Below are 15,550 nucleotides of genomic sequence, written 5' to 3'. Positions count from 1 at the left end.
CGTCAAGCCTGGTTGCCGTTCCACCGTATGCGCGTGACGGCCACCACTGGACAGACGGTCCGCCGCGCGCCGGGTCGCTAGATTCGAGGAGTGACCGCTGACGCTCAGACCCGCATCCACTCCTTCGCCGACGACGCGCTCGGCGAACACGACGCGGTCGCGCTGGCCGAACTGGTGCGCAGCGGGGAACGCAGTCCGCGCGAACTCGCCGCGGCGGCGGTGGAGCGGGCGCGCAAGGTCGAGACGTTGGCGGCGGTCGCCTACGCGAGTTACGACCGGCCGCTGCTGCCCGCCGAGCGGACCGGGCCGTTGTACGGGGTGCCGACGTTCATGAAAGACAATGCCGATATCGCCGGGATGCCGACGACCCACGGCGCCCAGGCCTTCCAGGCCAAGCCCGCGCGGGCGCACGGGGCCTACACCCGCCAATTCCTCGGCGCCGGAATGACGGTGCTCGGCAAGAGCACGCTGCCCGAGTTCGGGTTCAACGCGACCACCGAGCCGCCGTTCGCGCGTCCGACCCGAAACCCTTGGCACACCGGCTATTCGGTGGGTGGATCGTCCGGCGGGTCCGCGGCGCTGGTCGCGTCCGGCGTGGTGCCGATCGCGCACGGCAACGACGGCGGCGGGTCGATCCGGATTCCCGCGGCCTGCGCCGGGCTGGTCGGGCTGAAGCCGAGCCGGGGGCGGCACAGAGATTCCGCGCTGGCCCGCACGTTGCCGGTCAATATCGTCAGCGAAGGTGTGCTGACCAGGACGGTGCGCGACACGGCCGCGTATACCGCTGCGGCGGAACGGTATTGGAGCAATCCCGGGTTGCCGCCGATCGGGTATGTCGAGGGACCCGGGTCGAAGCCGCTGCGTATCGCGTTGCTGCTGGAGAACATCGGCGGTGCGGTGCCCGCGGGCCCGACCCGGGACGCGGTCGAAAAGGTCGCGGTCACCCTGGAAGCCCACGGCCATCACGTCGAGCCGGTCCCCATGCCGTTCGACAACGCGTTGGAGGGTGCGTTCCTCCAATACTGGGGTCTGCTGGCCACTTTCGTCGCCTCCACCGGCAAGCTCGCCGACCGCCGCTTCGACGCCGCTCGCCTCGACGACCTCACCCTCGGCCTACGCCGCTACTTCCTCCGCGGCGCCTGGCGCACCCCCGCCATGCTCTACCGACTACGCGCCGCGGCCACCACTTACCAACGCGCGCTTGGCCCCTACGACGCCGTACTCCTCCCCACCCTCGGCCACGAAACCCCCGAACTCGGCTACCTCAGCCCCACCGTCCCCTTCGACATCCTGCTCGACCGCCTCCGCACCTACGTCTCCTTCACCCCCATCAACAACATCACCGGCACCCCCGCCATCACCCTCCCCGCCGGCCTCACCCCCGCCGGCCTCCCCCTCGGCATCCAATTAGCCGCCACCCACGGCAACGAACGCCCCCTCCTGGAACTCGCCTATCTCCTCGAAGCCGAACACCCCTTCCCCCGCCTGAACCACTAGCCCCCGCCGCATCGCCCACAGCAAATAGCCACCCACCACGCAGACAACAAGATCCACACCCTCTCTCGGGATCTGCACCAGCTTTCTGGCCCCATTCTCGGTGCGAGTCCCGAGAGAGTGCGGATCACGGCGACACCGACAAGCCGGGCGCCGCACAGCGCTGCCGGGGGTGCTGGCCACGCAGACATGCACTCTTTCTCGGGACCTGCGCCCGGTGCGGATCCTGCGAGAGGGTGCGGATTGGGTGGGCTAGTGGGGGTGGCCGACTTCTGGGCGTTCGCGGTGGATGGGGCCGTGGGACTCGTCGCAGTGGTCTTCCAGGACCGGGAGGAGGCGGTCGGCGCCGGGGGTGGTGGGGGCGGCGACCAGTTGGGAGTGGTCGACTTGCAGTGTGGTGTGGGTGATTTCGTAGTCGTGATCGAGGAGGCGTTCGATCTGCTGGCGCAGGCCGTGGCAGTCGGCGCCGGGTTGGACGAGCACGTGGGCGGACAGGGCGACGTTGCCGGAGGTGATCTGCCAGACGTGCAGGTCGTGCACCTCGTCGATGCCGGGCATCTCGACCAGGCGTCGGCCGAGGGCGTCGGGGTCGACGCCCGCCGGGGCGGCCTCGAGGAAGATGCGGCCGGAGTCCCGGACCAGGCCGAGGCCGGCCTTCACCATCAGCACGACGACGACCAGGGTGGCGATCGCGTCGGCGCGAGCGAATCCGGTGAGCAGCACGACGACGCCGGCGACGGCGGTCGCGATGAAGCCGTACAGATCGTTGAGCACGTGCTGGAACGCGCCCTCGACGTTCAGGCTGGAGCGATTCGCTTTGCTGATCGCCCAGGCCGCAGCCACATTCACCACGATGCCGACGATCGCCGTGACGACCACCAGCCCACCGGTCACCTCCGGCGGATCGAGCAGCCGTCGAATCGCCTCGTAGGTGAGCCAGCCGGCCAGCACGAGCAGCGTGATGCCGTTGGCCTGCGCGGACAGGATCTCGGCCCGCTTGAATCCGTAGGTGTATTTGCCGCGCGCCGGGCGGGCGGCCAGCCGGATCGCGGTGAGCGCCAGCACGATCGACGCCGCGTCGGTCAGCATGTGCGCCGCGTCCGAGAGCAACGCCAGCGAATTCGCCAGCAAGCCGACCACGACCTCGATCAGCATGAACCCGCCGATCAGCGCCAGCGCGACGGTCAGCCAGCGACGATCGGCATCGCCGGACACTCCGTGCGAGTGCCCGTGGCCGCCGTTCCCGTGTCCGTGCTCGTGTTCATGTCCCATTAGCCGCCCGCTTTCATCACCGCCACGTATGCGCATATCTGCATCTGTTCACCCACCTTAGCCCACCCTATGCCGACCGCAGCCTACTACGTCGGATGACGTGGGTCACAGGTCTGCGGCCGGCGGTGCGGTCAGCTGTAGAGGCCCTTGGCGAGCACCGGCCAGGACGCCACGAACGCGTCCTGCCAGTAGCCCCACGAGTGGGTTCCGGTCGGGGTGAAGTCGAAGGTGGCGGGGATGCCGAGCTGGTCGAGCCGGTATTGCAGGTTGGCCGAGCAGGCCCGGATGCCCGCCTCGATCGCGCCGCCGACCACCAGCTGATCGGCCCATTGCGACACGCCGGGCTTGATCTGGAACGGTCCGTCCAGGGTGTCGTGCGGGCCGGGCAGGCCGCTGCCGCTGGACACGAACAGGTTGACGCCGCGCAGCCGGTCCGCGTGTAGCAGCGGATCGTTGGCCGCCCAGAGCGGGTCGCCGGGCGGGCCCCACATGTTGTCGATGGTGCCGCCGCCGCGTTCCACCGTCATCTGGACGAAGGCCTGGCCGATGGGGTCGCTGGTCTGCGCACAGCCGCTGTAGGAGGCGACGCTGCGATACAGCTCCGGCTTCGCGATCGACAGCGCCAGCACCGAGGTCCCCGCCATCGAGAGCCCGGCGATCGCGTTCACCCGGTTCGTGCCCAGCGCGGCATCGATCAGCGGCGGCAGCTCCTCGGTGAGGTAGGTCTTCCACTTGTTCGGGCCGAGCACCGGATCGTAGTTGATCCAGTCCGTGTAGTAGCTGAACTGCCCGCCCACTATCTGCACCACGTTGACGTTCTTGTCGGACAGGAAGTCGAGGACGTTGGTGCGCAGCTGCCAGCTGGCGTCGTCCACACCGCCGCCCGCGCCGTTCAGCAGGTACAACGTCGGCCGGGCCAGCGAGGTATCGGCGGGCCGCTGAATGTCGACCGGGAAGGTCGCCCCGTCCATCGCCGCCGACCGCACCCAGATCCGGATATTGCGCCCGTCCGGTTGCTCGACCCTGGCGATGACCGACCCATCGGGCGCGGCGGGCGTGTCGACCCAGGCCGTGCTCGGCGGGGCGGGAGCCTCCGCCCGCGCCCCGGCCGCGGTGCCGACACCCAGGCACAGCGACGCCGCCACGACTAACGCCCTGGCCCGAAACCTCCACGTCGATCTGCGATCCACGAACACACTCCAAACACCCCGACCCACACGGCTCCGAACTCATGCACAACTCCCCCACCGTGTCGGTCGTGTGCCCAGGTCTGTTACCGGATGTTCGCTGCGCCACATCGCAGCGAAGGGACCACCTGGACGCGGGACAACCCTGCCGCGCCCAGGCGCCCTCCTAGGGGTGATCGGGAGATCCCCCCATAACTCAGCGCGCTCCCTCGGCACCGCGCCGCGCGACCGAGTCGATGGCGACCGAGATCGCGAGCACGGCACCGGTGACCATGAAGCGCACCGAGGAGTCCACGTTCAGCAACAGCATGCCATTCGTAATCGATTGGATGACAAGAATTCCCAGCAATGCGGCATACGCGCGGCCGCGGCCGCCGAACAGGCTGGTTCCGCCGATCACCGCCGCGGCGATCGCGTTGAGCAGGATGTCGCTGCCGCCGGAGCTCTGATTGACCGCGACCAGGCGCGACGCCGCGAGGATGCCGCCGATGGTGGCCAGCGCGGAGCAGCCGACGAAGGCGCTGATGCGAATCCAGGTGACGTTGATGCCGGCCCGGCGAGCCGCCTCCGCATTGCCGCCGACCGCGTACATGCGACGGCCGAAGACCGTTCGCCGCAGGATCAGGTCGAGGCCGAGGACCAGCCCGCCGAAGATCACCAAGGTCAGCGGAACACCGCGATCGGAGTTCAGCACGACGACCGTGATAGCCAGCAGGATGCCGAGGCCGCCGGAGCGCGCCACGATCCAGGCCGGGGCGGTCGCGTCGAGGCCGGCGTGCACCCGCTGGTGCCGGGTGATCAGGCTCGCGACGAGGTGCCCGCCGGCGAGCAACACCACCAGGAGCCAGCCGAGCACGGCGGGCAACCAGGTATCGCTGATGGTCGCGATACCGCGGTCGAACGGCAGGTTGACCGTGCCTTCCTTGCCGAGCAGATACAGCATCAGACCCTGCCAGCCGATCAACCCGGCCAGCGTGACCACGAACGACGGCATGCTCAGCATCGTCCGCATGAGCCCGTGCAGCAGACCGATCGCGGCGCCGACCGCGATGGCGGCCAGCACGGCGAGGACGACGTTCCAGCCGTGCCGCACGTAGAGCAGCGTCATGACCACGGCGGTCAGGCCGCTGACCGAACCGGCCGACAGGTCGATCTCGCCGAGCAGCAGGACAAGCACGATGCCGAGGGCGATGGTGCCGGTCGCGGCCATCTGCAGGGCCAGGTTGGTCAGGTTCTCCGCGGACAGGAAATGGGCGTTGAGGTGGTAGAACACCGCGCCGATGATGACCAGGCCGATCGCCACCGGCACCGATCCGACTTCGCCGCGGCGTAGCCGGTCCATGGCGGCATCGGCTAATCCGCGCCCTTGATTTCCCTGCCAGACCGGCCTTTTCATAACTACGTCACTCATGCAGCTGCTCCCGTGATCGCTGCCACGATATCTTCTTGAGTCGCTTTGGCGGTCTCGAATTCCCCCGCGTTACGACCGAGGCGCAAGACCACCACGCGGTCGCTGACCGACCGCACGTCGACCAGGTTGTGCGAAATCAACAGCACGCCCAGTCCGCGCTCGCGCAGTCGCCCGATCAACGCGAGCACCTGCGCGGTCTGCTCGACGCCGAGCGCCGCGGTCGGCTCGTCCAGAATCACCATCCGCGGCCGCCCGAGCAGTGCCCGCGCGATCGCGACCGACTGCCGCTGCCCGCCGGACAGCGCGGACACCGGCGAGCGCACGTCCTTGATCTTCACGTCCAGCGAGGCGAGCAGATCTCGTGCGCTGCGCTCCATTTCGATCTCGTCGAGCACGCTGCAGATGCTGGTCTCCGCGCCGAGATGCAGGTTGGCGACGACGTCGAGGTTGTCGCACAGCGCCAGATCCTGGAACACGGTGGTGATGCCGAGCGCCTGCGCGTCCTGCGGGCGGGTGATCCGCACCGTCTCGCCGGCGAAGACGATCTCGCCCTCGTCGGCCACGGTCACCCCCGAAATCGCCTTCACCAGGGTCGATTTGCCCGCGCCGTTGTCCCCGACCAGGGCGACCACCTCGCCGGCGCGCACCTCGAGATCCGCGCCGGCCAGCGCCTGCACCGCGCCGTAGCGCTTGGTGAGGCCGCGGGCGGAGAGAACCGTTGTGGGAGCCGTCATTTGATGCCTGCGGCCTGGCAGGCTGCCGCCACGTCGGGCGTGCAGATATCGGCGACGGTGTATAGGCCGTCCTTGACGATGGTGTCCTTGATGTTGTCCTTGCCGACCGCGATCGCGTCGAGCAGGTAGGACGGGATGTCCGTCGCGCCGTTGTTGGTCTTGGCCGGGGCCGTGGGCTTTTCGCCCTTCGCGAGAGCAACCGCCAGCTCCGCCGCCTTCTCCGCCTGGGCGCGGTAGTCCAGGTAGATGGTCATGGTCTGCTCGCCGGTCAGAATCCGTTGCACGCCTGCGAGTTCCGCGTCCTGTCCGGTCAGCGGCGGCAGCGTGGCGTAGCCGGCCCGCTTCAGCGCCGCGATCGCGCCGCCGGCCATGCCGTCGTTGGCCGAGTACACGCCGACGATCGCGTCCTTGCCGAGCGCGGTGATGGCCTGCTCCATCTGCTGCTGCGCCTTGTCCGGCGACCAGTCGGGAGTGTCGAACTCGCGCCCGATCTTCACCTTGCCGTCCAGCGCCTCGTGCGCGCCCTTCTTGTAGTCGCCCGCGCTGGGGTCGGTGGGCGATCCGTTGATCACCACCAGCTGGCCCTTGTCGGTGGTGCCGCGCTTGGCCAGCTCGGCGAGCAAGGCCTCGCCCTGCACCTTGCCGACCTTCACATTGTCGAAGGACACGTAGTACTCGTAGGCGATGCCGGAGATCAGCCGGTCGTAGGCGACCACCGGGATCTTCTTCTGCCGCGCCGTGTTCACCTGCGGCGCAACGGCATCCGCGTTCACCGCGTCGAACACCATGACGTCCGCGCCCTGGGTGAGCGCGGATTCGAACTGGCCCTGCTGTTTCGCCGCGTCTTGATCGGCGTTGAAGTAGAGCACCTTGCAGTTGCCGCAGAGCTGCTTGACCTTCGCCTCGAACAGCGGACGGTCGAAGGCTTCGTAACGGGTGGTCTTGGATTCCGGGAGCAGCAGCGCGATCGTCGGGGAGTCGCTGCCCGACTTCGCGTCTTTGGTGCTGTCGCCGGAGCTACAGCCTGCCGCCAGGACGAGTGCGGCCGCCGCCGCGGTGAGGAGCTGAATTCGACGCATGAGGTCACCGTGCCGAGAGGAGAGTGAGAGCGCCCGGTTGAGCGTTGGTAAGAAAGGTAGTTTACTAACACCAAGGTGTCCAGTGGTACGAGCAGGAGGATTGATGAGTAGGGTCGGCAATCCCCAGCTCCTTCGGACGATGAACGAGCGGCTGCTGCTCGACTACCTGCGACTCAGCGGTCCCGCCTCGCGCGGCGAGCTGGCCAAGGCCAGCGGATTGTCGAAACCGACAGTGTCGGCGGCGCTTTCAGGGCTGGAGCACGCCGGGCTGGTGCAGTTGGTCGGGTCGCTCAGCGGCAGGCCGGGGCCGACCACCGCGCTCTACGACGTGAACGTGCGGGCCGGCGTGGTGTCCGGGATCGACATCGGCCGCAACTGGATCCGCCTCGCCATCGCCGACCTGCGCGGCGACTTCATCGGGCGCCGCGATGTGCGCAACTCCGCGCGTTCGGCGGCCGATCTGGTGCGCCGGGTGCGCGCGCTGGCCGACGAGGTCGCCGAGGAAGCCGGGGTCGACTGGTCGGATGTGCACTACGCGGTCATCGGCAGTCCCGGCGTGCTCAACCCGAGCACCGGGCGCCTCGACTACGCGCAGAACCTGCCGGGCTGGGGCCGCGCGGGGCTGGTCGGACAGCTGCGGGACGCGCTGGCGGTCGAGTCGACCATCGAGAACGACATCAACCTGGCCGCCGTCGGCGAACTCACCTTCGGCGCGGGCGCCGGCGTGCGCAACTTCGTGCTCATCTCGATCGGCACCGGCGTCGGCATGGGCATCGTGATCAACGGGGAGCTCTATGTCGGCAATACCGGTGCGGCGGGTGAGGTTTCGTTCCTGCCCGCCACCGAGGTGGACGCTCCCCCGCTCGACGCCCGCGAGCGCGGCATGACCGAGACCGTCGCCGCCGCGGGCGGCGTCGCCCGTGCGGCCGAACAGGCCGGTCTGCCCGGGGCCTCGGCCAAGGAGATCTTCGGCGCGGCGGCCGCGGGCGACCCGCGGGCCCTGGCCGTGGTCGAGTCCGAGGGACGCCGGATCGGCGCCCTCGTCACCGCCGTCGCCGCGATCCTCGACCCGGAACTCGTGGTGCTCAGCGGCGGTATCGGCAACAACCTCGACCTGCTCGGCGAGGCCATCGCGCGCCGGATGGCCGAACTCGGGCCGCTGCATCCGCGCATCGTCGCCAGCACGCTCGGCGACGACGGAGTCCTCACCGGCGCGGTGTCGCGCGCGCTGTCGGTCGCCAGGGATCGGTTGTTCGAAAGGCGTTCGACGGGAAGCTGATTCAGCGGCGGGCCGGATCGCTCAGCGGCGGGCCGTATCGCGGGCCCTTCGGTTCGGCGAAAACGGCGGGGCAGGTGCGGCGCATGCGGTCCATCGAGCCGTTCAGTGACGTCAGGGCGGCGGTGACCGAGTCCGCCACCGATTGGGCCTGGCTGCCGTTGTCGAGGACGGCGGCGAAGTCGGACAGCGAGTTGTGCAGTTGAGCGCCTGCGGTGGCGACGTCGCGGTAGGCGCTGCCGATGAGCGGGGAGCCCATCCGGTCGACCACCGGGTTGATCGTGGTCGAGATCTGATCGGACAGCCACATACCCTGGTTGACCCGGGATTTCACGTCGCCGATGTCGCCCCGCGTGGCGGCCGGGCCGAGCCCGTCGAGTTGTTCGGAGAGCCGGCCGAAGGTGTCCCGCAGGCCGGCGACGGTCTGGCCGCCGAGCGTGCAGTCGGCGGTGTCCGCGTCGGCCACCCGGTCGCGCAGGCCGTCGGCCGAGCCCGCGCTCGAACACGCGCTCAGCAGGGTGGCGGCGAGCAGGAACAGCACGGCCACGGCCGTCCCGCCGAGGGAGGTCCCCCGGCGGGACGGCCGCCTGCGCGGGTTATCCGGCATGGGTCAGCACCGTGAGGATCGCGTTCTGCACCGCGGGCACGAAGGCGAGGGTCAGCGCCATCGCCATGCCGAAGCCTGCCTGCACGTGCTGGTGCCGGTTCCACCATCCGATCGGGCCGGTGCGGGACCGGGTATTCCATTCGACGCCCTGGGCGACGGCGACCTCATCGCGTTCGTAGTAGCCGAACGCGATAGGAGCCGATCCGACGTCGAGCAGACCACCGAGCGCGTCGGTGGCGACGCCGCCGGAACCGATGTTTCGCGAATCGAACATGGTGCCAACCCCTTTCGGGCTCGTCGTGGACTACCCGTCGATGTTGCTGCGCCAGGGCTGCATCAGCTCGTCATAGACGGCCTTGGTGAATTCACCTTGGCCGACCAGATCGCTCAGGACCGCGGCGGTGACGGCCTGACCGACCACGGTCACCGCGCCGATCGAGCCGAACGATTCCAGCAGGCTGCCGAGGTCGCCGGGGCTGGTCGCCGCGTTCGGGGACACGGCCTGGCCGGCGATCATGCCTGCGACCTGCACGTTGCGGGATCGGCCGAACGCCTTGGCGGTCGCGGTGGCGATGTTCAGCGGATGTGCCGCTACCGACTGGGCGTTGGCGCCCATGCCGAGCCCGGCGAGCAGGCTGCCGAGGCCGCCGTCCAGGCCCGAGCCGTTGGACAGGGCCGAAACCTTGTCCTGCATCAGCTTTTTCGCCGCGGCGTTCAGCTTTTCCCGCTCCTCGGCGGTCAATTGGCCGGACCGCTCGATGATCCGGATCGCGTCCTGCCACTGCGGGCCGTAGAGGTACTCGAGGTGCAGGGTCTCCGTGGTGTGCGTCATGTCTGATCTCCTTTGCTGGATAGCCTGGGACAGTGCGGGATTCGCTACAGCGAAACGCTGACGAGTCGCGCGGCGCGGTCGTGCGCCACCGCTTCGGCGGCCCCCTTTCCGGTGTAGGGCAGGTCGGCGAACGCGACCGGCGCGGGCGCGGGTTGGCTGGGGAGCGGAGCGAGCAGCTGCTGCAACGAGGCCGCCAGTTGCTCCAGGGTCGGATCGTCCGGAATGTCGTCGAGGAACTGGGTGCCCGCCGCGGCCGCCCCACCGCCCGAAGCACCCAGCGGCCCATTGCGATCCAGCGCCGCCCGAATACCGGAGATGATCCCGACCCGGGCCCCCGGCGTGAGCAGAACGGCAACCGCCAGCGCGAGCGCTGCCAGCGCGGCAGCGCCCACCGCGGCCAACGGCGCACCGACCAGCCCCGCAAGCCCGACCAGCGGCGCGGCCACCAGCGCCGCCACCCCCACCGCGGCAAACGGCGCCAGCAACGTCGCGGCTCCCGCGGCCAACGCCCAACCGATCACCAGCTTCGGGATCTCGATCAGCGCGAACAGCCCCAGCGCCACCAACGGCAACCCGACCACCGCGGCAAACGCCCCGCCGGCCAGCAACAGCGGAAGCGCAAGCAGGGCAAGCACTCCGACCGCCGCGAGCGGCACACCAACCAGAGCCGCCAACGCACCACCAGCAAGCAGAACCGGAAGCGCAAGCAGGGCAAGCGCACCCACCACCGCCAGCGGCACACCAACCAGGGCAGCAAGGCCGGCCAGTGCGCCACCGGCCAGCAAGACCGGAAGCGCAAGCACGGCAAGCACGCCCACCGCAGCCAACGGAATACCGACCAGCGCAGCGAGCCCGGCCAGCGCACCGCCAACCAGCAACACCGGAAGGGCAAGCACCGCTAGCGCGCCGACCGCAGCCAACGGGACACCAACCAGGGCAGCAAGACCGGCCAGTGCGCCACCGGCCAGCAAAACCGGAAGCGCAAGCACCGCAAGCACACCCACCGCAGCCAACGGAATACCGACCAGCGCAGCGAGCCCGGCCAGCGCACCGCCGACCAGCAGCACCGGAAGCGCAAGCACGGCAAGCGCTCCGACTACGGCCAGCGGAACGCCGACCAACGCGACCAGTCCGGCCAACGCACCACCCGCGAGCAGGATGGGGAGGGCGAGCAGCGCAATCGCTCCGAGGGTCAGGGGGAGGCAGATCAGTAGCTTCACCGCGAGGAAGGCGGTGGCCAGGGCGGCCAGTCCACCGCCGATCAGGAGCACCGGGACGCCGACCAGCGCGGCCAGCGCGGTGCCGACCAGCAGGACCGGGAGCGCGAGCGCGGCGACCGGGACGCCGACGAGCGCGGCCAGCGCGCCGCCGGCCAGCAGGACCGGAATCGCAAGGAGCGCAAGCGCACCCACGGCGGCCAGGGGCACGCCGATCAGGGCGGCAAGTCCGGCCAGTGCCCCACCGATCAGGACGACCGGCAGTGCGAGCAACGCCACTGCGCCCAATACGGCCAGCGGAACGCCGACCACCGCGGCCAGCGCTCCACCGATCAGCAGGACCGGCAGTGCGAGCAGGGCCAGGGCGCCGACCGCGGCGAGGGCCAGCAGCGGGACGATCACCAGCAGTGCCAGCGGCGCACCGAGTGCGAGGGCGCCCAGGACCGCCACCGCGAGCGCGGTCGCCCCGGCGACCGCGCCGGCCGCGAAAGTGGCGCCCAGCGCGGCCAATCCGGCCAGCGCGAGCAGCGGTATCGCCACCAGCGCGAGCAGCGCGAGCACCGGCAACGCGACCACCGCGATCACCGGAATCGCCACGGCGGCAAGCACGCCGAGCGCGGCCAGGCCGAGCACCGGCAACGCGACGACGGCCAGCACCGGCAACGCGACCAGGGCGAGCGCACCCAGCGCAGCCAGACCGAGGATCGGCAATGCGAGCAGGGCGAGCACCGGCAACGCGACTGCCGCGAGCACACCGAGCGCGGCCAAACCGAGCACCGGCGCGGCCAGCAGGGCGAGTACGGCAAGGGCGAGCAGTGCCAGCGCGCCGAGCCCGGCCAAGGCCACCAGCGGCGCGAGTACCGCGGCGACGAGGCCCAGCGTGGCGAAGTCGAGGAGCAGGCTGCCGAGGAACAGCGTGACCGCGAGCGCCGTCGTGATCGCCACCACCGAGACGCCGATGATCCCCGCGAGCACCGGCAGACCGATCAGGCCGAGCACCCCGATGCCGATGCCGAGCGCGGCCACCACCAACCCGGCCACCAGGATCGGCGACCACACCGCGAGCAGCGCGAGCGCGATGATCGGCGACAGCGCGGTCGACACCACCACGGCGAACGGCCCGAAGATCAGGAACGGCAGCGTCAGGACGGCGGCGAGCGCGAACCCGACCACCCCGACCGCGGCGGTGGCGGGCACCGCCGCCACCGCGAGCACCGCGGCAATCAGCCCGCCCGCCAACAGGATCGCGCCGAGGCCGACCCCGCCGACGGCGATCGTCGCGAGGGCGAGCACCGCCATGACCGCGAAGGCCGCCGCCGCGAGCGGCACCGAGACCAGCAGCAGCGGCGGGAACAGCGCGGACGCGGCGACGAATACGCCGAGCGCCAGCACGCCGAAGAATACCCAGGCGCTTACCAGTCCGAGCCCGAGCGCCGCGACGAAGCCGCCGAGCAGTGTGCTGACCACCGCCACCGTGCCGAGGGTCGCCAGCGTGCCGAGCAGCACCCCGCCGAACAGCAGTGGCAGCGCGATCAGCGCCAACGGCGGATTGATCACGATCAGCGCGAGCGCGGTGAGCGCGAGCATCGCGAATGACAGCACCGAGACCACCAGCCCGCCGGCGAACACCGTCGCCACGACGGCGAGCGCGAACGCGAGCAGTCCGAGAACGAGCACACCGCCGCCGAGCCAGGTCACCACCGTGAACGCTGCGGCGACCACACCGATACCGGCGCCCACGATGATCGAGAAGGCAAGTGCGGCAACGAGAATGATCGGAATCGCGTACGGCATGGTGACCATGAACACCAAGGTCGCGAGCAGCGTCGCGCCGGCCAGCGCGGCGATCGCCAGCAGCGCCGTCCCGGTCAACGCGAACACCGAGAACGCGATCAGACCGAACCCGCCGAACAACACCGCGAGCCCGATCGCCGCCGGAATGGCGACGAGGCCGATGAACAGCAGCGGGGCCAGCAGCGGCCCGAGAACCGGCACGGCGAACACCAGCGCGAGGGTGGCGAGCAGACCGCCGACCACCGCGAGCGCGACACCGACCGCACCCAGCGCGGCGAAAACGATTCCCGCAGCGGCCAATCCGGCCCAGAACACCGCAGCGGCGACGAGCTGAATCGCGGTCGCCACCACGGCGAGCGCCAACAGCACGGTCACCGCGGCCCCGCCCGCCACCGACAGCACCAGCAGCCCGGCGAGCGCCACCACGGCCAGGATCACCCCGCCCGCCAGCCCGACCGCGCCGAACGCCACCAGGGCGACGGCCGCGAGCGCGATCAGGACCGGCACGGCGATGAGCCCGAACGGGGTCAGCAGGGACAGCAGCCCGACGCCGACAAGCAATGCGGCAGTGGCGAGTCCGGCCACACCGAGCACCCCGAAGAAGGCCACGGCGGTGGCGAACAGGCTGACCACAAGGAACGCGAGCGCACCGGTGAACAGCAGCGGCGCGACCACCAGTCCGAGGATCGGCACGAAGACGGTGGCCAGCAGCGCGGCCACGGTCAGCACGGCGAAGCCGGCGATGCTCAGCACCAGCCCACCGGCCAATGCCAGTACGGCAAGGGCGATTCCGCCGACGATGGCGACCGCGATCGCGGCGATCCCGCCGACCAGGACGACCGGCGCCAGCACCGCGAACGCGACGAGGGCCACCGGAGTCGCGATGAGCAGCACGGGGACGGCGATGATCGCGAGCACGATCAGCACCGGAACGGCCAGCACCGCGAGGATCAGTCCACCGACGATCAACGCACCGATCACCAACGGGGCCAACACGATCGCGCCGAGCACCACCGCACCGAGAGCCAGTACCGCGGCCACCCCGATCCCGCCCGCGAACAACAGCGGCACGATCGCGAGCACCGCGATCACCGGAACCGCGAGCAGCGGCAACGCCGCCGGATGCCGGGCGTCGGACACCAGCCCGCGCACCGCCTCACGGATCTGGGTGAATACCGCACCGATCCCGGCAACCGGGTTCGAGGCCAGGGCGAGCAGGGGTGCCAGGAACGCAAGTACCGGCCCCGCGCCCGCCAACTGCGGCGCGAACAACCCGATCACCGGCGCGGCAATCGCGAGCAGTCCGGGCGGCAGCTGTTGCGCGACCGGATCCTGTTGTCCCACGGCCGGAGTCAGCAGGTCGCGCAGCCCCTTGACCGGATCGGGTCCGTCCTTGGGGAACCCGAAGAGCGTGCGTGCCTGATCGATCAGGTCGTCGATGGCCGGTGTCGTGCCGTTGCGCCGGGTGCCGGCCAGCTCGGTGGCCTGCTCGACGAAGGCAAGCAGGTCCTGGACCGGCCCGCGCATCGGCCCATCGGGAAACGTCTGGTTTGCCCACGTCGCGAGCTGATCGAGCGGCATCCCGGCGCCCGCGATTTGCGCGACGGTAGCCGCGAGGTCGGCGACGGGCGCGGGCACCCGGCCCGCCACCTCGGCGGCGACCGCACCCGGCGCACTCTGACCGGCACTCGGACCGCCGTCACCGGAACCACCGAACCACGGCTCCGCCGCGGGCGGCGCGCCGCCCGCGCGATAGGTATCGATCGCCGAGTTCACCTGATCGCCGAACGGCGTGTTCGCGCTCGCCGCGCCGGCCGCACCGAGGGCGTTGTTCAGCGCGTCCTGCTGCCCGGGGTCGAGCACCTGTCCCGCGACGTCGCCCGCGCCGGACAGCATGCCGTTGAGATCGGCGGGCGGTGGCGGCAATTCGATGTCCGCGGTCGCATGGCCTGCGCCGATCATGGCGGTCGCCATCGAGGCGAACGTGGCCGCGGCGTACATCCCGCGCCGGGACTTCTCGACGCTCTTGCGGTGCTTGGCCGATGCTTTGGTTTCGCGCTGACGTTCCTTGGTGACTACCCGCATTATGGAGCCTCTCCGTGCACTCATCCGATAGGACGTGCTGGTCAAGGACGCGCATGGCCCTGTAGTCGAGAGTTCGCGGGCTCTGGCGCGCAAGGCGATATCGGGGTCGAGCCCCGCCCGGTCAGACCGGACCGATTTCGGCCGGGGCGCAATTCGCCCTGGACCATCCGCCATCGGCGCCGATGGTGGTGCCGATGTGGGTGTGCGGCAGGCCGAGTAGATCCCGGCAGCGAATGAAGGCGTGCTCGCCGACGCCGGCGCCGGGGTCGCACGTGATCGTCAGTTCATTGGGAACCGAGGAATCCGTGACGCAACCGGACAGGTCCGGGTCCGCGGCGGCCGGGCCGGATCCGGCGAACCACCCGCCGGCCAGCACTGTGCACAACACCAGCAGCGCGGCCGGGAAGGTACGGCTCGGCCGTACCTTCCTTTGCTGAACGTTTGCTAGATGTGCCATGCGGTCCATGGTTCGCGCCTGGCGGAATCTCAGTCAACATAACGGAGATCACCATTGGCCAGTCGGCCAGGTCAATAGCCACTTTTTGCTTCAGGAAAGCGGCCG

The 15,550-nt window shown here is 70.1% G+C and carries 12 protein-coding genes; 2 read left to right on the top strand and 10 right to left on the bottom strand.

Annotated features, from left to right (window positions below; genetic code table 11):
• Window positions 1-90: 90 nt before the first annotated feature.
• Window positions 91-1,497, top strand: a complete 1,407-nt coding sequence (locus ACFQ9K_RS00715; protein WP_378722233.1) for an amidase — start codon at window positions 91-93, stop codon at window positions 1,495-1,497.
• A gap of 249 nt (window positions 1,498-1,746) precedes the next feature.
• Here the strand turns inward: ACFQ9K_RS00715 and ACFQ9K_RS00710 are convergent, their stop codons facing one another.
• The 5 genes from ACFQ9K_RS00710 to ACFQ9K_RS00690 all read right to left on the bottom strand — a co-directional run bounded on the left by ACFQ9K_RS00710 (window position 1,747) and on the right by ACFQ9K_RS00690 (window position 7,177).
• Window positions 1,747-2,766: a cation diffusion facilitator family transporter gene (locus ACFQ9K_RS00710; RefSeq protein WP_378722234.1), complete on the bottom strand. Its 1,020-nt coding sequence runs from the start codon at window positions 2,764-2,766 to the stop codon at window positions 1,747-1,749.
• 131 nt (window positions 2,767-2,897) lie between these two features.
• Window positions 2,898-3,911 (bottom strand): alpha/beta hydrolase, encoded by a 1,014-nt coding sequence (locus tag ACFQ9K_RS00705; protein ID WP_378722235.1) that lies wholly within the window; start codon window positions 3,909-3,911, stop codon window positions 2,898-2,900.
• Between the two features lie 238 nt (window positions 3,912-4,149).
• The gene (locus ACFQ9K_RS00700) at window positions 4,150-5,364 is read right to left on the bottom strand and encodes a sugar ABC transporter permease (RefSeq protein ID WP_378722236.1); all 1,215 of its coding nucleotides are present in this window, start codon (window positions 5,362-5,364) and stop codon (window positions 4,150-4,152) included.
• A complete protein-coding gene (locus tag ACFQ9K_RS00695; protein ID WP_378722237.1) occupies window positions 5,361-6,098 on the bottom strand; it encodes an ATP-binding cassette domain-containing protein in 738 nt (245 codons plus the stop codon). Before ACFQ9K_RS00695 ends, ACFQ9K_RS00700 begins: the two co-directional genes overlap by 4 nt.
• Window positions 6,095-7,177, bottom strand: a complete 1,083-nt coding sequence (locus ACFQ9K_RS00690; protein ID WP_378722238.1) for a sugar ABC transporter substrate-binding protein — start codon at window positions 7,175-7,177, stop codon at window positions 6,095-6,097. The genes ACFQ9K_RS00695 and ACFQ9K_RS00690 overlap by 4 nt, the downstream gene beginning before the upstream one ends.
• A 103-nt stretch (window positions 7,178-7,280) precedes the next feature.
• Here ACFQ9K_RS00690 and ACFQ9K_RS00685 point away from each other — a divergent pair, with 103 nt between their 5' ends.
• The gene (locus tag ACFQ9K_RS00685) at window positions 7,281-8,456 is read left to right on the top strand and encodes an ROK family protein (protein WP_378722239.1); all 1,176 of its coding nucleotides are present in this window, start codon (window positions 7,281-7,283) and stop codon (window positions 8,454-8,456) included.
• Window position 8,457: 1 nt separating this feature from the next.
• Here the strand turns inward: ACFQ9K_RS00685 and ACFQ9K_RS00680 are convergent, their stop codons facing one another.
• From ACFQ9K_RS00680 to ACFQ9K_RS00660, 5 genes are all read right to left on the bottom strand, one after another.
• Complete coding sequence (locus ACFQ9K_RS00680) at window positions 8,458-9,060, bottom strand: hypothetical protein (protein ID WP_378982633.1); 603 nt, start codon at window positions 9,058-9,060, stop codon at window positions 8,458-8,460.
• The gene (locus ACFQ9K_RS00675) at window positions 9,050-9,334 is read right to left on the bottom strand and encodes a hypothetical protein (RefSeq protein ID WP_378727189.1); all 285 of its coding nucleotides are present in this window, start codon (window positions 9,332-9,334) and stop codon (window positions 9,050-9,052) included. Before ACFQ9K_RS00675 ends, ACFQ9K_RS00680 begins: the two co-directional genes overlap by 11 nt.
• A gap of 30 nt (window positions 9,335-9,364) precedes the next feature.
• A complete protein-coding gene (locus ACFQ9K_RS00670; RefSeq protein WP_378727191.1) occupies window positions 9,365-9,892 on the bottom strand; it encodes a hypothetical protein in 528 nt (175 codons plus the stop codon).
• Window positions 9,893-9,936: 44 nt separating this feature from the next.
• Window positions 9,937-14,988, bottom strand: a complete 5,052-nt coding sequence (locus tag ACFQ9K_RS00665; RefSeq protein ID WP_378982630.1) for a hypothetical protein — start codon at window positions 14,986-14,988, stop codon at window positions 9,937-9,939.
• 121 nt (window positions 14,989-15,109) lie between these two features.
• Window positions 15,110-15,445 (bottom strand): hypothetical protein, encoded by a 336-nt coding sequence (locus ACFQ9K_RS00660; protein WP_378719677.1) that lies wholly within the window; start codon window positions 15,443-15,445, stop codon window positions 15,110-15,112.
• Between the last annotated feature and the right edge of the window lie 105 nt (window positions 15,446-15,550).

This window comes from Nocardia sp. NPDC056564, assembly GCF_042793755.1.
In the GTDB taxonomy this organism is placed as follows: Bacteria; Actinomycetota; Actinomycetes; order Mycobacteriales; family Mycobacteriaceae; genus Nocardia.
This window is presented reverse-complemented; position numbering and strand designations above follow the sequence as displayed.

Coding starts and splice junctions, on each gene's coding strand:
- ACFQ9K_RS00695 (WP_378722237.1), bottom strand. CDS start 6,098: ATGACGGCTCCCACAACGGTTCTCTCCGCCCGCGGCCTCACCAAGCGC.
- ACFQ9K_RS00670 (WP_378727191.1), bottom strand. CDS start 9,892: ATGACGCACACCACGGAGACCCTGCACCTCGAGTACCTCTACGGCCCG.
- ACFQ9K_RS00675 (WP_378727189.1), bottom strand. CDS start 9,334: ATGTTCGATTCGCGAAACATCGGTTCCGGCGGCGTCGCCACCGACGCG.
- ACFQ9K_RS00700 (WP_378722236.1), bottom strand. CDS start 5,364: ATGAGTGACGTAGTTATGAAAAGGCCGGTCTGGCAGGGAAATCAAGGG.
- ACFQ9K_RS00660 (WP_378719677.1), bottom strand. CDS start 15,445: ATGGCACATCTAGCAAACGTTCAGCAAAGGAAGGTACGGCCGAGCCGT.
- ACFQ9K_RS00710 (WP_378722234.1), bottom strand. CDS start 2,766: ATGGGACATGAACACGAGCACGGACACGGGAACGGCGGCCACGGGCAC.
- ACFQ9K_RS00690 (WP_378722238.1), bottom strand. CDS start 7,177: ATGCGTCGAATTCAGCTCCTCACCGCGGCGGCGGCCGCACTCGTCCTG.
- ACFQ9K_RS00685 (WP_378722239.1), top strand. CDS start 7,281: ATGAGTAGGGTCGGCAATCCCCAGCTCCTTCGGACGATGAACGAGCGG.
- ACFQ9K_RS00680 (WP_378982633.1), bottom strand. CDS start 9,060: ATGCCGGATAACCCGCGCAGGCGGCCGTCCCGCCGGGGGACCTCCCTC.
- ACFQ9K_RS00665 (WP_378982630.1), bottom strand. CDS start 14,988: ATGCGGGTAGTCACCAAGGAACGTCAGCGCGAAACCAAAGCATCGGCC.